Raw genomic sequence first — 15,931 nt, 5'->3', positions numbered from 1 at the left:
AGCAGAAGTGCGGCTGTTTTCTTGTATGCCATGCTTCTCCCTCTTTCTTGTAATCTTGTATTTCACAATGCATAAGAAAAACTCGCGGGCGTTGCCGGTCTTTCCCTAAAAAAACCGTCTTCCTACTTATTATGTCGGAAGACGGCCCGGTATAATCTATGATTTTGGAAAAAAAGAAGATTAATGACCACCTAGATAGGCCATTCTTACCTGATCGCTTGCGTTTAGCTCGTCGGCTGTTCCGGAAAGGACGACACGCCCGGTTTCGATAACATAAGCCCGGTCAGCGATGGATAAAGCCATGTTGGCGTTTTGCTCAACGAGCAAAATCGTTGTGCCCGTTTCATTAATCTCTTCGATAATACGGAAGATCGTTTTAACAAGCAGCGGAGACAACCCCATCGAAGGTTCATCCAGCAGCAACAGCCTGGGCCGTGCCATCAGCGCCCTTCCCATCGCCAGCATTTGCTGCTCCCCGCCGGACAATGTACCCGAAAGCTGTTTGCGGCGCTCCAACAGACGCGGGAACAGCTCGTATACCTTCTCAAAATCCTGGCGGATACCGTCTTTGTCATTACGAAGAAATGCACCTAGCTCCAAGTTTTCTTCCACCGTCATATTTGCGAATACGCGGCGGCCTTCCGGCACATGAGAGATTCCCTGTTTTACAATCGTCTGCGCCGGTTTGCCTGCAATCGATTGATTCAGATACATGATTTCCCCTTGCTTCGGTTTCAGAAGGCCGGAAATCGCTTTGAGGAGCGTACTTTTTCCGGCGCCGTTCGCCCCGATGAGCGTTACGATTTCGCCCTGATTAATCTCAAGCGAGACACCTTTCAGCGCCTGGATGTTACCGTAATATACATTGATTTCGTCTACTTTTAGCATCAAGAAACCTCCTCGCCGAGATACGCTTCGATAACCTTCGGATTGTTTCGGATCTCCTCCGGCGAGCCTTGTGCGATTAATTGTCCGTGATCGAGCACGTAGATTCGCTCGCATACCCCCATGACCAGCGGCATATCATGCTCGATCAGCAGAATGGTCAGATGAAACTCTTTGCGAATAAATGCGATCAATTCCATAAGCTCCCGCGTTTCCTGCGGATTCATCCCCGCCGCCGGCTCGTCCAGCAGCAGAAGCTTTGGATGCGCCGCCAATGCACGGGCAATCTCAAGCCGGCGCTGCTGACCGTACGGCAGGTTCTTGGCCATTTCATATCTTAGACCATCCAGCTTAAAGATTTTAAGAAATTCGATTGCCTTTTCTTCCATTTCTTTCTCGCCCGAGAAATGGGACGGCAGGCGGAGAATAGAGCTTAAAATCGAATGCCTGGCCAGCGAATGGTACGCGACCTTTACATTATCAAGCACGGACAATTCGCCGAACAGCCGGATGTTCTGAAAAGTTCGGCTGATGCCTTTTCGGGTAATCTGGTAAGGAGCGAGTCCGTTCAGTCTCTCTCCGTTCAGCATAATCTGGCCTTCCGTCGGCACATACACCCCGGTAAGCAGATTAAAAAACGTAGTCTTGCCCGCCCCGTTCGGGCCGATCAGGCCTACGAGCTCTCCTTGATGCAATTCAGCATTAACGCCGGAGACGGCTTTCAATCCCCCGAATTGAATGCCGACATTGTCTACTTTAAGCAGCGGTGTGTTTGCCATCCGACTCTCCTCCTTCAATGCCCTGACGTTTCTTCGTAAAGAACTGGGTAATCTCTTTCGTACCCATCAACCCCTTCGGACGGTATATCATCATCACTACAAGCACAAGGCTGTAAATGATCATCCGTGTTTCCGGATAATCCTGAAGGAAGGCGGAGACAATCGTTAGAAGTATCGCGGCGATGACTGCGCCCGACATACTTCCCAGACCGCCCAATACAACGAAGATTAGAATGTCAAACGACTTCAGAAAACCGAAGTTGGTCGGCTGGATAATGTAGAAGTTATGTGCGTATAGGCCGCCCGCTATTCCTGCGAAGAACGATCCGATTACAAACGCGGCTACTTTGTAATACGTCGTGTTAATCCCCATCGCATCGGCAGCAATCTCATTCTCACGAATGGAGATGCAGGCCCGGCCATGGGTGGAATTTGTAAAGTTTACGATAACAATAATCGTCACCAGCAAGCAGGCAAATACCCATGTCCAATCTGTCAGGTGGGATACCTGCATGCCGCTTGCACCGCCGACATAGTCAACATTCAGCAGAAAAATCCGTACAATTTCCCCGAATCCGAGCGTGGCAATCGCCAGGTAGTCACCTTTTAAGCGAAGGCTCGGAATCCCGATAATCAGCCCTGCCACTGCAGCGGCAAGCCCGCCCACCAGTAGAGCGACGCCAAACGGCATCTGCAACTTCATCGTAAAAATAGCGGATGCATACGCTCCGACCGCAAGAAATCCGGCGTGTCCGATTGAGAATTGACCTGTAATCCCGATAATCAAATGCAGGCTTACCGCCAGAATAATGTTAATCGCCATGAAAAAGAGCGTATTAATATAGAATGAATTCAATATTTCTCCTGAAATTAGCACCTGTCCCACCACATATACGGCAAGCGCCAAGACAATAGAGAGCCAGAATCCCTTCTTCCGGTTGATATTCGCCATCGCTTTGCCTCCCTATACTTTCTCCCGTACGTTTTTACCAAAAAGCCCGGACGGTCTGAAGATTAAGATAAGAATGAGAACGACGAACGCAACCCCGTCGCGCCATAGAGAGTAGCCCACCGCACTGACAAGGGACTCGATTACGCCAAGCAGCAGACCGCCTACCATCGCGCCCGGAATAATACCGATACCGCCCAGCACTGCCGCGACAAATGCTTTCAGACCTGGAATAATGCCCATCAGCGGTTCAATTTTTATATAGTAAAGCCCAAAGATAACACCTGCTGCACCCGCCAGGGCTGAACCGATGGCGAACGTGGCAGAGATGGTATTGTCAACATTAATGCCCATCAAACGAGCCGCTTCCGCATCGTATGAAACCGCCCTCATCGCTTTTCCGATTTTTGTCTTATGAACGATAAACTGCAGAAGAACCATCAAAACAACGGATGTACCAAGAATAAATAAAGACTGGCTGCTTATCGTAGCCCCAAAAATATGAAAACTAGTGGACGGTAACACATCACCCGGATACGCTTCCGGCTGCGCGCCACGCACATAGATTGTTCCATATTCAATAAATAAAGAAACCCCGATCGCCGTAATCAATGCTGCAATACGCGTTGCATTGCGCAGCGGCTTATACGCAATCCGCTCAATCAACACCCCGAAAACCGAGCACACTGCCATCGCGAGCAACAGCGCCGGGAAAAAGCTCATGCCCAACCCTGTAATTGCATAAAATCCGACAAACGCGCCCACCATGAATACGTCACCATGAGCAAAGTTAATAAGCTTAATAATGCCGTATACCATCGTATAGCCCAGCGCGATTAGCGCATAAATGCTTCCCAGCGAAATTCCGTTTATCAGTTGTTGTACAAATTCCATGTATGCACTCCCCTTGAGCCGCACTTTCGTGCAATAATGCGTTAATGTATGGTATAAATTCCGAATGGGGGGACCCCTCCCCCCATTCGGCCGCGGTGTTACCCGCTTATGGATTTACTTTTGTCTTGAATTCTTGCTTGCCCTCTTTGTATTCCAAGATAACAGCGGATTTAATCGGGTCGTGCTGCTCATTGATAGTCAGCTTGCCGGATACAAGCTGCAGGTCTTTCGTTTGTGCCATTGCATCTTTGATCTTCGCCGGGTCAGCATCGCCTGCACGCTTGATGGCATCAGCCAGGAAGTACGCGGAGTCGTAGCCAAGTGCGTTGAACGCGTCCGGAGATTTGCCGTTGTATTTCGCTTTGAACGCGTCTACGAATTTCTTTACAGCCGGATCACTGTCGCCAGAAGAATAGTGGTTTGTAATAAACGTATTGTTCAGAGCCTTAGCGCCAGCGATTTCTACAAGCTTAGGAGAATCCCAGCCGTCGCCGCCCATAAATGGAACGTTAAGGCCAAGTTCACGTGCCTGCTTCAGAATCAGACCTACTTCTTCATAGTAGCCCGGTAAGAAAACAAATTCCGGATTTGCGGACTTAATGCGTGTAAGCGTTGCGCGGAAGTCTGTGTCTTTCGCTACATATGCTTCTTTTGCCACTACTTTGCCGCCGGCTTTTACAAACGCTTCTTCAAACGATGCTGCCAGGCCCTTCGCATAGTCGCTGGAGCTATCGATGAAGATAGCGGCGCTCTTTACTTTCAGATCATTGGTTGCAAAGTTTGCCGCTACCGTGCCCTGGAACGGATCGATAAAGCAAGTGCGGAATACATAATCGTTTACTTTACCATCTTTGTTTGTGATGGTCGGGTTTGTACCCGTTGGCGTCAGAAGAACAATTTTGTTATCCTGTGCTACTTGCACCTGTGCCAATGTGTTCGTACTTGTTGCTGCACCGATAATGGCAACTACTTTGTCCTGGCTGGCTAACTTGATGGCACCGCTTGTCGCTTCCGCCGCTTCAGACTTGTTGTCTACTTTTACAAGCTCAAGTTTCTTACCGTTGATGCCCTCTTTGTTAATCTCTTCAATCGCCAGTTCAAGACCTTCGACGGCGGATTGTCCGTATGAAGCTACCCCGCCTGACATCTCGAGGTTGGCACCGATTTTAATTGTTTCGCCGGATGCGCTCTGGCCGCTGCCGCCCGAAGCCGCTGAATTTGTGTCTTTCGCTCCGCCGCAGCCCATCATTATTCCAGCGGATAGCATGAGAGATAGGAGAATGCCTGTCATTTTTCTCTTCTTCATTATGTAACCCCCATTTTTAAATAAAATAAAATCCTCTTTCCCCAACGATCGTTTATCTTATTTCTAAACGAATCCCCCCTATGTATTCCTTCTGAATTACTTGATGAATAAAACTATTTCTAATAAAATAAGTATTCTGAAAATATTCTACCTTATTCTTTTGCTTTCGTCTAGTAATATAGGATTTTGTTTTTAAAAAAAATATAACTTTTTGCATAAGTAAAAATTAACCTTTATTACACTTAATAAAGAGCTGAAAATTCGATCAATTTTGCCGTGCCAAGTGTTTGATTGGTTAGCTATTTTCCAGTGAAAAGCTGATACTCTGATGCATATTCTTCTTCTCTTTCCACATGATAAAAGCGAGATATGCAGGCTTTCTGTAAAGGAGGAAGTACAATGAGGAAAAATGTAGGACTCAGTGATGCACTCATTCGTATCACGCTTGGACTTGCCGGACTTTCGTACAGCACGGCCAAAATGGTGCGCTGCCCGCATCGGACATCCCCTATGATTATCGCCATACTGAGCGCAATGAAAGTTGCAGAAGGAATTATCCGTTTCTGTCCGATGCTTACGATGCTGGGCGTTAGTACCGCCAACAATAGAGATAAGCGGCCATACCGTATCTCCAGCTATCCGCGCCGCTGCAGGTAACGAAGAAGAATGCTACGTAAAGGAGGAAGGGACGATGGATCGACTTATGTGGGAAGTCGTCAGTGACAATCTGTATGTAATTCTTACTGTAGTGGCCTCCATTATTATCGTTGCTTACATATGGAGCAGATATAATAGCAAACCACGCGGCCGGTACAAATCATAAGGCCGCGTGGCTTTCTTTTTACTTTATGTTTTTTTCTGCCTGGCGCAGCGCCTTCGCTCCGATATCGGTACGATAATGCGCGCCTTCGAAAGAAATTCGTCCGACCGTCTCATATGCTTTGCGCTGGGCTTCACGCAAATCATCTCCTAACGCTGTTACACCCAGTACGCGGCCGCCACTGGTAACGATGCGGCCCCCCTCTTCTGCTGTACCCGCATGGAATACGAGCGTATCCGCCGTATTTGCCGGCAATCCCGTAATCTCTCTTCCTTTCGGATACGAGCCGGGATAGCCTTCAGACGCCATAATGACGCAGACGGCTGCCTCCTGTTTCCATTCTACGCGGCACTCCGCCAATCTTCCTTCCACGGCCGCGAGAAAAATATCCGCCAAATCGCTTGCCAGGCGCGGCAATATAACCTGGGTTTCCGGATCGCCGAAGCGAGCGTTATATTCGATAACTTTCGGTCCTTTATCCGTAATCATCAAGCCTGTGTACAAAATGCCCCGGAAGGGCCGACCTTCCGCTACCATAGCTTTAGCAGTCGGCATCACAATCGTGCGTATAGCCTCCTGTACAATGGAGTTGTCCATATGCGGTACCGGCGAATACGTACCCATGCCACCCGTATTCGGTCCTTTGTCGTCATTAAACACCGGCTTATGATCTTGCGAAGGCACCATCGGAATCACCGTCTCGCCATCCACAAAGGACAACAGCGTCATTTCCTCACCTGCCAGATACTCTTCGATAACGACACGGGAGCCAGCACCGGCAAACACATCGTCTACCATCATCGAACGAAGCGCCTGTTCAGCCTCTTCCGGTGTGAACGCTACGGTTACCCCTTTGCCGGCGGCCAGCCCGTCCGCTTTAATCACAATAGGTGCTCCCTGCTCGCGCACATATGCCAGCGCCGCTTCATATTCGGTGAATGAACGATAGGCACCGGTCGGAATCCTGTATTTTTTCATCAAGTCTTTCGCGAACGTCTTGCTGCCTTCAAGTAAAGCTGCTTCTTTTTTCGGCCCGAAGATTTTGAGCCCTTGCTCTTCAAAGAAATCGACAATGCCACCAAGCAGCGGATCTTCCGGCCCTACGACTGTTAGCTCAATCTTTTCTTTTTTCACAAATTCCGCAAGGGCGGCAAAGTCATTGACACCAATCGAGATGCATTCCGCCATTTGCGCGATACCGGCGTTTCCCGGCGCGCAGTAGACACGGGATACATTCGGACTCTGGACAAGCTTCCAGACGAGGGCATGCTCACGACCGCCGCCGCCGACAACGAGTACTTTCATGGTTTTCCCTCTCCTTATCCTAGTGTTTGAAATGGCGCACTTTCGTAAATACCATAGCGATACCATGTTTATTTGCCGCTTTAATCGAGTCTTCGTCACGGATCGATCCGCCCGGTTGAATAATTGCGGTAATACCCGCTTTCGCTGCTTCTTCCACCGTATCCGGCATCGGGAAAAATGCATCGGATGCCAGCACGCTGCGGAACGATTTCTCACCCGCCTGCTCGATAGCAATACGCGCTGCCCCCACGCGGTTCATCTGTCCGGCTCCTACACCGATGGTCATGTTGTCTTTTGCAAGTACAATTGCATTGGATTTTACATGTTTTACGACTTTCCAGGCGAATAACAGTTGCTGAATTTCCTCCCGAGTCGGCCTGCGCTCGGTCACTACTTCCAGGTCCGCTTCAGTGATTTGCTTCACGTCCTCTTCCTGTACGAGCATTCCACCTTCTACGCTGGTGATTTTCCAAGCCGCTTTTTCTTTTGCAGCAAGGTCCCCAAGCTCAAGCAGACGCAGGTTTTTCTTCTCCTTTAAAACTTCCAGCGCTTCTTCCGTAAAGGAAGGAGCCATAATAATTTCGAGGAAGATTTCTTTCAGCAGCAGTGCGGTTTCTTTATCAATCGGGCGATTGGCCGCGATAATGCCGCCAAAGATGGAGACCGGGTCGGATTCATACGCCTTCCGGTACGCCTGAAGAATCGTAGCGCCTATCCCTACTCCGCATGGATTGGTATGTTTTACTGCAACGATAGCCGGCTCGTTGAATTCTTTGACAATGGCAAGCGCCGCATTGGCATCGTTAATGTTGTTATAAGATAGTTCTTTACCATGCAGCTGCTTGGCTGTCGCAACGTTGCCCTGACCCGCCAGCGGTTCGCGGTAAAAAGCGGCTCCCTGATGCGGATTTTCTCCATAACGTAGGTCTTGCACCTTTTCGTATGTTACGGTGTATGTCTCCGGCATTTGTTCACCGACCTGTTCAGTTAAATATTGGGAGATGAGCGCATCGTATGCAGCGGTATGGCGGAATACCTTCGCCGCCAGCCTGCGCTTCGTCTCATCGGTAACGCTTCCGCCCTCTCTAATTTCTTCAAGCACGCTACCGTAATCAGCTGCATCGACAACAACGGTAACATACTTGTGGTTTTTCGCTGCTGAACGAAGCATGGTCGGTCCGCCAATGTCAATGTTTTCAATCGCTTCGGCAAACGGTACATTCGGCTTGCTGATCGTAGCTTTGAAAGGGTACAGATTGACCACGACGAGGTCAATCGGGGTGATGTTGTGTTCCGCGATTTGCTGGCGGTGTTTCTCGTCATCGCGTACCGCGAGCAGGCCGCCGTGAATGTGGGGATCGAGCGTTTTTAGACGTCCGTCAAGAATTTCTGGAAAACCGGTGACTTCTGAAATGCCGATAACATTTACACCTTCTTTTTGCAACAGGGTTGCCGTTCCGCCGGTAGAAATAATCTCAACGCCCAGTTCCGTTAACTGCTTGGCGAATTCTACAATACCTGTCTTGTCTGACACGCTAATTAATGCTCGTTTTACTTGTACTTGACTCACAGTTTCTCCACTCCTCCACTGTATTCGAAATCTTCATCTATTATTTGCACCCGCCGGCCATGCAGCCTTACTTTACTGTTAACAAGCAGTTGTATCACTCGCGGAAGCAATCGATGTTCTTCCCGGTGGATGCGAGCCGCCAGAGAAGTCTCGTCATCATTGCCGTATACGGGAATAGGGTACTGGGCGATAATCGGTCCTGTATCCATGCCCTCGTCTACAAAATGAACCGTAATCCCGGTAATCTTTACTCCGTAGCGGAATGCCTGGCCAATCGCGTCCTTGCCTGGAAACGCCGGCAAAAGCGACGGGTGCAGGTTAATAATACGTCCCCCGTACGCTTTAAGGAGCGTATCCCCGACAAGACGCATATAACCGGCGAGAACGATTAATTCGATTCCAAGCGCTTCAAGCCGATTAAGAATTTCGCGTTCAAAGCTGGGTTTATCCGGATAGTCCTGCGCCCGAAAAACAAACGCGGGCACCTGGTACTGCGCGGCCCGCTCCAGTACGTAAGCCCCCGGTTTGTCACAGACAAGCAACTTTACTTCCGCTCCTTCGAGCACCTGATTTTCAATAGCTTCCATAATGGCAGCGAAATTTGACCCGCTGCCCGAAGCAAATACGGCGATCTTCATTCCCAGCTCCCCCCGCCAAATCGTACGCCTCGGTCTCCCTGCACAATTCGGCCAATGACCTGCGCCTGCTCTCCTGCTTTCTTAAGCACACGAAGCGCCTCATCCGCCTCGCTCTCCTTGACAATTGCAACCATACCGATGCCCATGTTAAATGTACGGAACATGTCCTGCTTAGAGACCTGTCCTTTTTCTTCTATCAGACTAAATACCGGAGGAATGGACCATGTTCCGTATTCGATATACGCGGTCGTGCCTTCCGGAAGAATCCGCGGAATATTATCGTAAAAACCGCCGCCCGTAATGTGTACAAAGCCGTTTACTTTTACTTTCTCCATTAAGGCCAGGCAGGATTTCACGTAGATGCGGGTCGGCGTTAGAAGTACCTCTCCCAGCTTGCCGTCCAATTCAGCTACTTCCTCATTCAGCGACAATCCCGCATCATCGAGCAGCACCTTGCGCACCAGCGAAAACCCGTTGCTGTGTACCCCGCTTGATGCCATACCGATAATAACGTCTCCCGGCGCAATGCTTTTACCGTCAATCACTTGGTCGGCATCCACTACTCCGACGCTAAACCCGGCGATATCGTATTCCGATTCATCATACATGCCCGGCATTTCCGCCGTCTCTCCGCCGATGAGGGCGCAGCCGGATTGTTCGCAGCCGTCGGCGATGCCCTTAACAATCGCTTCGATTCGCTCGGGAACAACCTTGCCGCAGGCCAGATAATCGAGGAAGAACAGAGGTTCCGCACCCTGCACGACGATGTCGTTAACACACATGGCGACAGCGTCAATGCCAATTGTATCGTGTTTGTCCATCGCAAATGCCAGCTTCAATTTTGTGCCCACACCGTCCGTACCGGAGACGAGTACCGGCTTTTTATATTTATTTATATCAAGTCCGAACAGCGCACCAAAACCGCCAAGGTCTGTCAGAACTTCCGGGCGGAATGTGCGCTTGACGTGTTTTTTCATTCTCTCGACTGCTTCATTGCCGGCATCGATGTCTACTCCTGCCTGCTTATAAGCCTCGCTCATGCCATCTCCCCCTATTTCTCCACGCAATTCTTCGTATCTTCGTAGATTTCCGTCGGATAACAGCCTGTGAAACAGGCCAGACAATGCCCGCGGTTCGGCGCCATGTCATTTCTTCCGATCGCGTCAATCAAGCCTTTTTCCGACAGGAAAACCAGCGAATCTGCGCCAATGTACTCCCGGATTTGTTCGATGGATTTCTTGCTGGCAATTAATTCCTCGCGGCTTGACGTATCAATGCCATAGAAACAGGGGTTTTTGACCGGAGGGGAGCTGATGCGCACATGCACTTCCTTCGCCCCCGCTTCCCGCAGCATCCGCACGATTCTCCCGCTTGTCGTCCCGCGCACGATGGAGTCATCGATCATGACGACACGTTTGCCTTCGACGACTTTGCGCACCGCGCTGAGCTTCATGCGTACGCCGCGTGCTCTCATCTCCTGATTGGGTTGAATAAACGTCCGGCCCACGTACCGATTCTTAATTAAACCCAGCTCATAAGGAAGGCCTGCCGCTTCTGCATAGCCAATGGCGGCGGAGATGCTTGAGTCCGGAACCCCCGTTACAACGTCCGCTTCCACCGCGGATTCTCTATACAGCTGACGTCCTAATTCTTTACGCGCCAGATGGACGTTAATGCCATCGATATCGCTATCCGGGCGGGCAAAATAAATGTATTCAAACGAACAAATCGCACGCTGCGTCTGGCCGGCGAACCGTTCGGAACGCAGCCCCTTCTCGTCAATGACAATCATCTCGCCAGGCTCTACGTCGCGAATGTATTCCGCACCGACCGTCTCAAAAGCGCATGTCTCGGATGCGACGACATATCCTTTCTCCATGCGGCCGAGCACCAGCGGACGCAAACCGTTCGGATCGAGCGCTACGATCATTTTATTTTCCGTCATCACCAGCAGGGCGTATGCGCCTTTAATCATGCGCAGCGATTCGCGTACCGCCTGTTCGATTTCATAGCCAGAACGCGCGATGAGATGCGCAATCACCTCGGTGTCGCTCGTCGTCTGGAAAATAGAACCCTGACGTTCAAGCTGATGACGAATTTGATTCGCATTCACCAGGTTGCCGTTATGGGCCAGCGCCAGGCTGCCCCCCGTGTACTTAAAAACAAGCGGTTGAGCATTTTCTAATTTGCTTTCGCCCGCCGTCGTATACCGAACGTGGCCAATGGCCATCCGTCCATGAATTCCGCTTAATTGATTATCGCTGAACGCTTCCGTAACCAATCCCATTCCGCGATGGTAAGAAAACTTCTCTCCGTCGGAAGCGCAGATGCCTGCACTCTCCTGCCCCCGGTGCTGCAAAGCATGCAGTCCGTAATATGTCAATTGTGGCGCATCGGGGTGATTGAACACCCCGAATACGCCACACTCTTCATTCAATTTATCCCAGAGCTCATCATGCTCCATCATTACCGCATCAGACATGCAATCGCACCCTTCCAGGCCGCTTTCAAATCCGCAAGCGGCGTATTAATCAGCTCGCGTCCGTTGATTTTCACCTTAACGGTGTCGGTGCCTACCGTACCGATTTTTGCGCACGGCGTGCCATTTTCCGCCGCTATTTCGCATACCTTCTCCACATGTTCCGGTCTGACGCTGAGCAGGACGCGTGATTGCGATTCACTGAACAGCGCAATATCAGGCCGCAGTCCGATGTTCCAATCAACGACCGCCCCAAGGTTCTGCTCGGCCGACTCTACGAGCGCTGTCGCAAGTCCGCCTTCCGCAAGATCGTGTGCAGAGGCAACCAGTCCCTGCTGAATGGCACTGAGCACGGTTTGCTGCAGCTTTTTCTCCACTTCTAAATCAAGCACCGGCGGACGTCCGATTACCGATCCATTGATAAGCTTCTGGTATTCGCTACCGCCGAGTTCCGCTCTCGTTTCACCGAGCAGCAACAATACATCGCCCTCATTTTTAAATGCCTGGGTTGTAATGTGATCGATATCATGAACCAGACCGACCATACCCACTACCGGAGTCGGATAAACGGCTTCCCCGTTCGTTTCGTTATAAAGGCTCACATTACCGCCGATTACCGGCGTCTCTAACACACGGCATGCTTCGCTCATCCCATCGACCGCTTTCTCAAACTGCCAGAAGATTTCCGGCTTCTCCGGGTTACCGAAGTTCAGGCAATCGGTAACGCCGAGCGGCTCTGCACCGGAACATACGACATTGCGTGCCGCTTCTGCCACAGCGATCGCACCGCCTACTTCCGGATCGAGATATACATAGCGTCCGTTACAGTCAATGCTCATCGCAAGCGCCTTGCGCGTGCCGCGAATCGCAACGACCGCCGCATCGGAGCCCGGCACGACTGCCGTGCTGGTGCGCACCATGTAATCATATTGGTTATACACCCATTCTTTGCTTGCCACTGTCGGAGCGGACAGGATTTTTTTCAATGTCTCATTATAATCTGCCGGTTCCGGAATATTTAATGTATCTACATTAGCAAATTCCTTGTAATACGCCGGCTCTGCCGAAGGTTTGTAGTATACGGGTGCGTCATCCGCAAGGCTGCGTACCGGAACTTCCGCTACAACTTCGCCTTTTTGCACAAGGCGCAGCTTACCATCATCCGTTACACGTCCGACAATCGCGGAATGAAGGCCCCACTTGGCAAAAATTTGTTCTACTTCGGCTTCACGGCCTTTCTTCACAACAAGCAGCATTCGCTCCTGCGATTCGGAGAGCATCATTTCATACGGTGTCATGCCCTTCTCGCGCTGTGGAACAAGGTCAAGATTTATCTCGATGCCGTTGCCGGCTTTGCTTGCCATCTCGGCGCTTGAGCAAGTAAGACCTGCGGCGCCCATATCTTGAATTCCAACTACCGCATCTGTCTGCAGCAGCTCCAGGCAAGCTTCCAGAAGCAATTTCTCCATAAACGGATCGCCTACCTGCACCGCCGGGCGCTTTGCCTCTGATTCTTCACTCAGCTCTTCGGAAGCGAAAGTCGCGCCATGAATTCCGTCGCGTCCGGTTGCGGCCCCCACATACATCACCGGGTTGCCGATGCCTTCCGCCACACCCTTCTGAATCTGATCATGATCGATAAGACCGACACACATCGCGTTCACAAGCGGATTGCCTTCATAACAATCATCGAAAACGACTTCGCCGCCAACCGTCGGAATCCCCATGCAGTTGCCGTATCCAGCGATCCCCGCCACTACATTCTCAAATAAATATTTCGTGCGGGGCGTATCCAGTTCGCCGAAGCGAAGAGAGTTGAGGAGCGCAATCGGGCGCGCACCCATGGAAAAAACATCGCGGATAATACCGCCGACACCGGTCGCGGCTCCCTGATACGGCTCAATGGCAGACGGGTGATTATGGCTTTCCACTTTGAATACGACCGCTTGATTGTCACCAATATCGATAATACCGGCACCTTCGCCTGGTCCTTGCAGAACGCGCGGACCGGATGTCGGGAAGCGGCGCAAAACCGGCTTGGAGTTTTTATAGCTGCAATGCTCGGACCACATTACGCTGAACAGGCCCGTCTCCGTATAGTTTGGCTTTCTTCCAAGAATCTCAACGACCCTGGCATATTCTTCATCCGTTAAACCCATTTCACGGTAGATTTTCTGATCAGCGATTTGCTGCGGATTAGGCTCCATGTGTGACACCGTTTTTTTCCCTCCAGCTCTGTAAAATCGAAGTAAACATGCGTTTCCCATCCACCGAACCAAGCCACTCGTGCACGGCACGTTCCGGGTGCGGCATCATGCCCAGCACATTCCCTGCTTTATTTATAACACCGGCAATATGATCGACCGATCCGTTCGGATTCTCGCCTGCATAGCGGAATACGATCTGATTGTTTGCTTTCAGCTCATTTAACGTTTCTTCGTCGCAGTAATAGTTACCGTCGCCATGCGCGATCGGAATGCGAATAACTTCACCTGCTTCATACTGGGAAGTAAACGCGGTATTGTTGTTTTCTACACGCAGCTCTACCGTCTCGCAGCGGAACTTTAGTTTATCATTGCGGCGCAGTGCTCCTGGCAGCAGCCGCGCTTCCGTCAATACCTGGAAACCGTTGCATACGCCCATAATTAACTTGCCTTCGTCAGCCGCTTTTCGTACCGCCTCGAGGACAGGTGCCATCCCGGCCATCGCACCAGGACGCAGATAATCTCCATAAGAGAAGCCGCCCGGGAGGAGAATGCAATCGAATTCATCTAAATCTGTCCGGGTATACCATACATACTCGACCGGCTCTCCCAGACAGTCTTCAACAGCCTTGTACATATCGACATCACAGTTCGAACCGGGAAATACGAGGACTGCATATTTCATCGTTTACGCCTCCACCAATTCAAAACGATAGTCTTCGATAACCGTATTGGCGAGCAGCTTTTCGCACATTTCCGTCAAGCGCTCTTCTGCGGTCTCGCGGTTTGCGACATCAAGCTCTACTTCCATGTATTTACCGATGCGAACATCGTTCACTTCGTCAAATCCGAGGGAATGAAGCGAACCTTTTACGGCATTTCCCTGCGGATCAAGTACGGATTCTTTGAGTGTGACATATACAACGGCTTTAAACATGCGTTTCTCCTCCAATGCGTTTTAAGATTTCCTTATAAGCGTCTTCCACATTGCCCAGGTCGCGGCGGAACCGGTCTTTGTCCAGCTTCTCCATCGTATCGGCATCCCAGAAACGGCAGGTATCCGGAGAGATTTCATCCGCCAGAAGAATTTGACCGTCTTCTGTGCGCCCGAATTCCAATTTAAAGTCAACCAGAATGACATTGCGTTCTTTCATATACGGGACCAGCACGTCGTTAACTTTGAGCGCCATCTCGCGCAGCAATGCACGATCGTCGGCCGTAGCGATGCCTAACACATCAATATGAGAATCATTTACAAGCGGATCGCCGAGTGTATCATCTTTATAGTAGAATTCAACAACCGGATACGGAAGGGCTCTGCCCTCCTCCATACCGAGGCGCTTGGCGAGAGAGCCGGCCGCCACATTACGAACAACGACCTCTAACGGAATGATGGTAACCTGCTTAACCAGTTGTTCAGTAGCCGACAATTCTTCGATAAAATGATTATCAATGCCCTTCTCTTTCAGCATACGGAAAAAGATGGATGTAATCCGGTTGTTCAGCTCACCCTTGCCCATAATTTGCGCGCGCTTTTCTCCATTAAAAGCAGTAGCGTCATCTTTGTACTGCACCCAAAAGACGCCTGGCTTATTCGTACGGTAGATTCGTTTTGCTTTTCCTTCATACAACATCTCTAGCTTTTCCATCGTCTCTCTCCCTTCAAACTCCTCATTTCCCGGCAATTCCCATAATACTTCGAACTTTCTAGATAAAGTAAGGACGCATGGCGCCGTTTTTTTCGTACGCCACGGGTCCTGTATTATTTTTTATAATCCCAGACGTTCAAAGATTGTGTCGACATGCTTCAAGTGCCAGCTATAGTCGAAGCAGTCTTCAATCTCTTCTGCCGTCAGCATCGCTTTGACTTTCTCATCGGATTCGATAAGCTCACGGAACGGACGCTGTTCTTCCCAGGCCTGCATCGCGCGCGGCTGTACCGTATCGTATGCCTCTTCGCGGCTTAATCCTTTGTCAATCAACTTCAGCAACACACGCTGGGAATAAATCAGGCCGTATGTGCGCTCCATGTTGCGTTTCATGTTGTCCGGGAAGACCGTTAGATTTTTGACGATATTGCCGAAACGGTTCAGCATGTAGTT

At 50.4% G+C, this 15,931-nt stretch carries 16 protein-coding genes and 1 pseudogene; 2 read left to right on the top strand and 15 right to left on the bottom strand.

Going from position 1 to position 15,931, the window contains the following annotated elements:
• Nucleotides 1–180: 180 nt before the first annotated feature.
• From B2899_RS16885 to B2899_RS16865, 5 genes are all read right to left on the bottom strand, one after another.
• Entirely contained in the window at nt 181–888 is a 708-nt protein-coding gene (locus B2899_RS16885) for an ABC transporter ATP-binding protein (RefSeq protein ID WP_146811157.1), read from the bottom strand.
• Nucleotides 888–1,664, bottom strand: a complete 777-nt coding sequence (locus B2899_RS16880) for an ABC transporter ATP-binding protein (RefSeq protein ID WP_146811158.1) — start codon at nt 1,662–1,664, stop codon at nt 888–890. Before B2899_RS16880 ends, B2899_RS16885 begins: the two co-directional genes overlap by 1 nt.
• On the bottom strand, nt 1,642–2,616 hold the full coding sequence (locus B2899_RS16875; protein WP_146811159.1) for a branched-chain amino acid ABC transporter permease: 975 nt from the start codon (nt 2,614–2,616) through the stop codon (nt 1,642–1,644). Before B2899_RS16875 ends, B2899_RS16880 begins: the two co-directional genes overlap by 23 nt.
• Before the next feature lie 12 nt (nt 2,617–2,628).
• A complete protein-coding gene (locus tag B2899_RS16870) occupies nt 2,629–3,507 on the bottom strand; it encodes a branched-chain amino acid ABC transporter permease (protein WP_146811160.1) in 879 nt (292 codons plus the stop codon).
• A gap of 106 nt (nt 3,508–3,613) precedes the next feature.
• The gene (locus B2899_RS16865; protein ID WP_146811161.1) at nt 3,614–4,813 is read right to left on the bottom strand and encodes an ABC transporter substrate-binding protein; all 1,200 of its coding nucleotides are present in this window, start codon (nt 4,811–4,813) and stop codon (nt 3,614–3,616) included.
• A 399-nt stretch (nt 4,814–5,212) separates the two neighbouring features.
• Here B2899_RS16865 and B2899_RS16860 point away from each other — a divergent pair, with 399 nt between their 5' ends.
• Nucleotides 5,213–5,470: a YgaP family membrane protein gene (locus B2899_RS16860; protein ID WP_146811162.1), complete on the top strand. Its 258-nt coding sequence runs from the start codon at nt 5,213–5,215 to the stop codon at nt 5,468–5,470.
• Between the two features lie 34 nt (nt 5,471–5,504).
• Nucleotides 5,505–5,636 carry an EYxxD motif small membrane protein gene (locus B2899_RS16855; protein WP_281286022.1) on the top strand — a complete coding sequence of 44 codons (132 nt, stop codon included), beginning with the start codon at nt 5,505–5,507 and terminating at the stop codon, nt 5,634–5,636.
• Between the two features lie 18 nt (nt 5,637–5,654).
• Here B2899_RS16855 and purD read toward each other — a convergent pair whose 3' ends face one another.
• From purD to B2899_RS16805, 10 genes and pseudogenes are all read right to left on the bottom strand, one after another.
• Nucleotides 5,655–6,938, bottom strand: coding sequence for a phosphoribosylamine--glycine ligase (gene purD, locus B2899_RS16850; RefSeq protein WP_146811163.1), 1,284 nt, complete (start codon nt 6,936–6,938; stop codon nt 5,655–5,657).
• Nucleotides 6,939–6,957: 19 nt separating this feature from the next.
• A complete protein-coding gene (gene purH / locus B2899_RS16845) occupies nt 6,958–8,508 on the bottom strand; it encodes a bifunctional phosphoribosylaminoimidazolecarboxamide formyltransferase/IMP cyclohydrolase (RefSeq protein ID WP_286887281.1) in 1,551 nt (516 codons plus the stop codon).
• Complete coding sequence (purN, locus tag B2899_RS16840; protein WP_286887280.1) at nt 8,505–9,146, bottom strand: phosphoribosylglycinamide formyltransferase; 642 nt, start codon at nt 9,144–9,146, stop codon at nt 8,505–8,507. Before purN ends, purH begins: the two co-directional genes overlap by 4 nt.
• The gene (gene purM, locus B2899_RS16835; RefSeq protein WP_146811166.1) at nt 9,143–10,186 is read right to left on the bottom strand and encodes a phosphoribosylformylglycinamidine cyclo-ligase; all 1,044 of its coding nucleotides are present in this window, start codon (nt 10,184–10,186) and stop codon (nt 9,143–9,145) included. Before purM ends, purN begins: the two co-directional genes overlap by 4 nt.
• Nucleotides 10,187–10,197: 11 nt before the next feature.
• Nucleotides 10,198–11,613, bottom strand: a complete 1,416-nt coding sequence (gene purF / locus B2899_RS16830) for an amidophosphoribosyltransferase (protein ID WP_146811176.1) — start codon at nt 11,611–11,613, stop codon at nt 10,198–10,200.
• The gene (purL, locus tag B2899_RS16825; protein ID WP_286887292.1) at nt 11,613–13,832 is read right to left on the bottom strand and encodes a phosphoribosylformylglycinamidine synthase subunit PurL; all 2,220 of its coding nucleotides are present in this window, start codon (nt 13,830–13,832) and stop codon (nt 11,613–11,615) included. Before purL ends, purF begins: the two co-directional genes overlap by 1 nt.
• Nucleotides 13,822–14,514 (bottom strand): phosphoribosylformylglycinamidine synthase subunit PurQ, encoded by a 693-nt coding sequence (purQ, locus tag B2899_RS16820; RefSeq protein ID WP_146811168.1) that lies wholly within the window; start codon nt 14,512–14,514, stop codon nt 13,822–13,824. The genes purL and purQ overlap by 11 nt, the downstream gene beginning before the upstream one ends.
• Before the next feature lie 3 nt (nt 14,515–14,517).
• Nucleotides 14,518–14,766, bottom strand: a complete 249-nt coding sequence (gene purS, locus B2899_RS16815; protein ID WP_146811169.1) for a phosphoribosylformylglycinamidine synthase subunit PurS — start codon at nt 14,764–14,766, stop codon at nt 14,518–14,520.
• Complete coding sequence (gene purC / locus B2899_RS16810; RefSeq protein WP_146811170.1) at nt 14,759–15,478, bottom strand: phosphoribosylaminoimidazolesuccinocarboxamide synthase; 720 nt, start codon at nt 15,476–15,478, stop codon at nt 14,759–14,761. The genes purS and purC overlap by 8 nt, the downstream gene beginning before the upstream one ends.
• Nucleotides 15,479–15,598: 120 nt before the next feature.
• Nucleotides 15,599–15,931, bottom strand: a pseudogene (locus tag B2899_RS16805) (adenylosuccinate lyase); the annotation flags it as partial.

The sequence above is a fragment of the Aneurinibacillus sp. UBA3580 genome (assembly GCF_002375825.1).
Lineage (GTDB): Bacteria > Bacillota > Bacilli > Aneurinibacillales > Aneurinibacillaceae > Aneurinibacillus > Aneurinibacillus danicus.
Note: the sequence above shows the minus strand (reverse complement) of the source record. Positions and strands in the feature narration are given on the sequence as shown.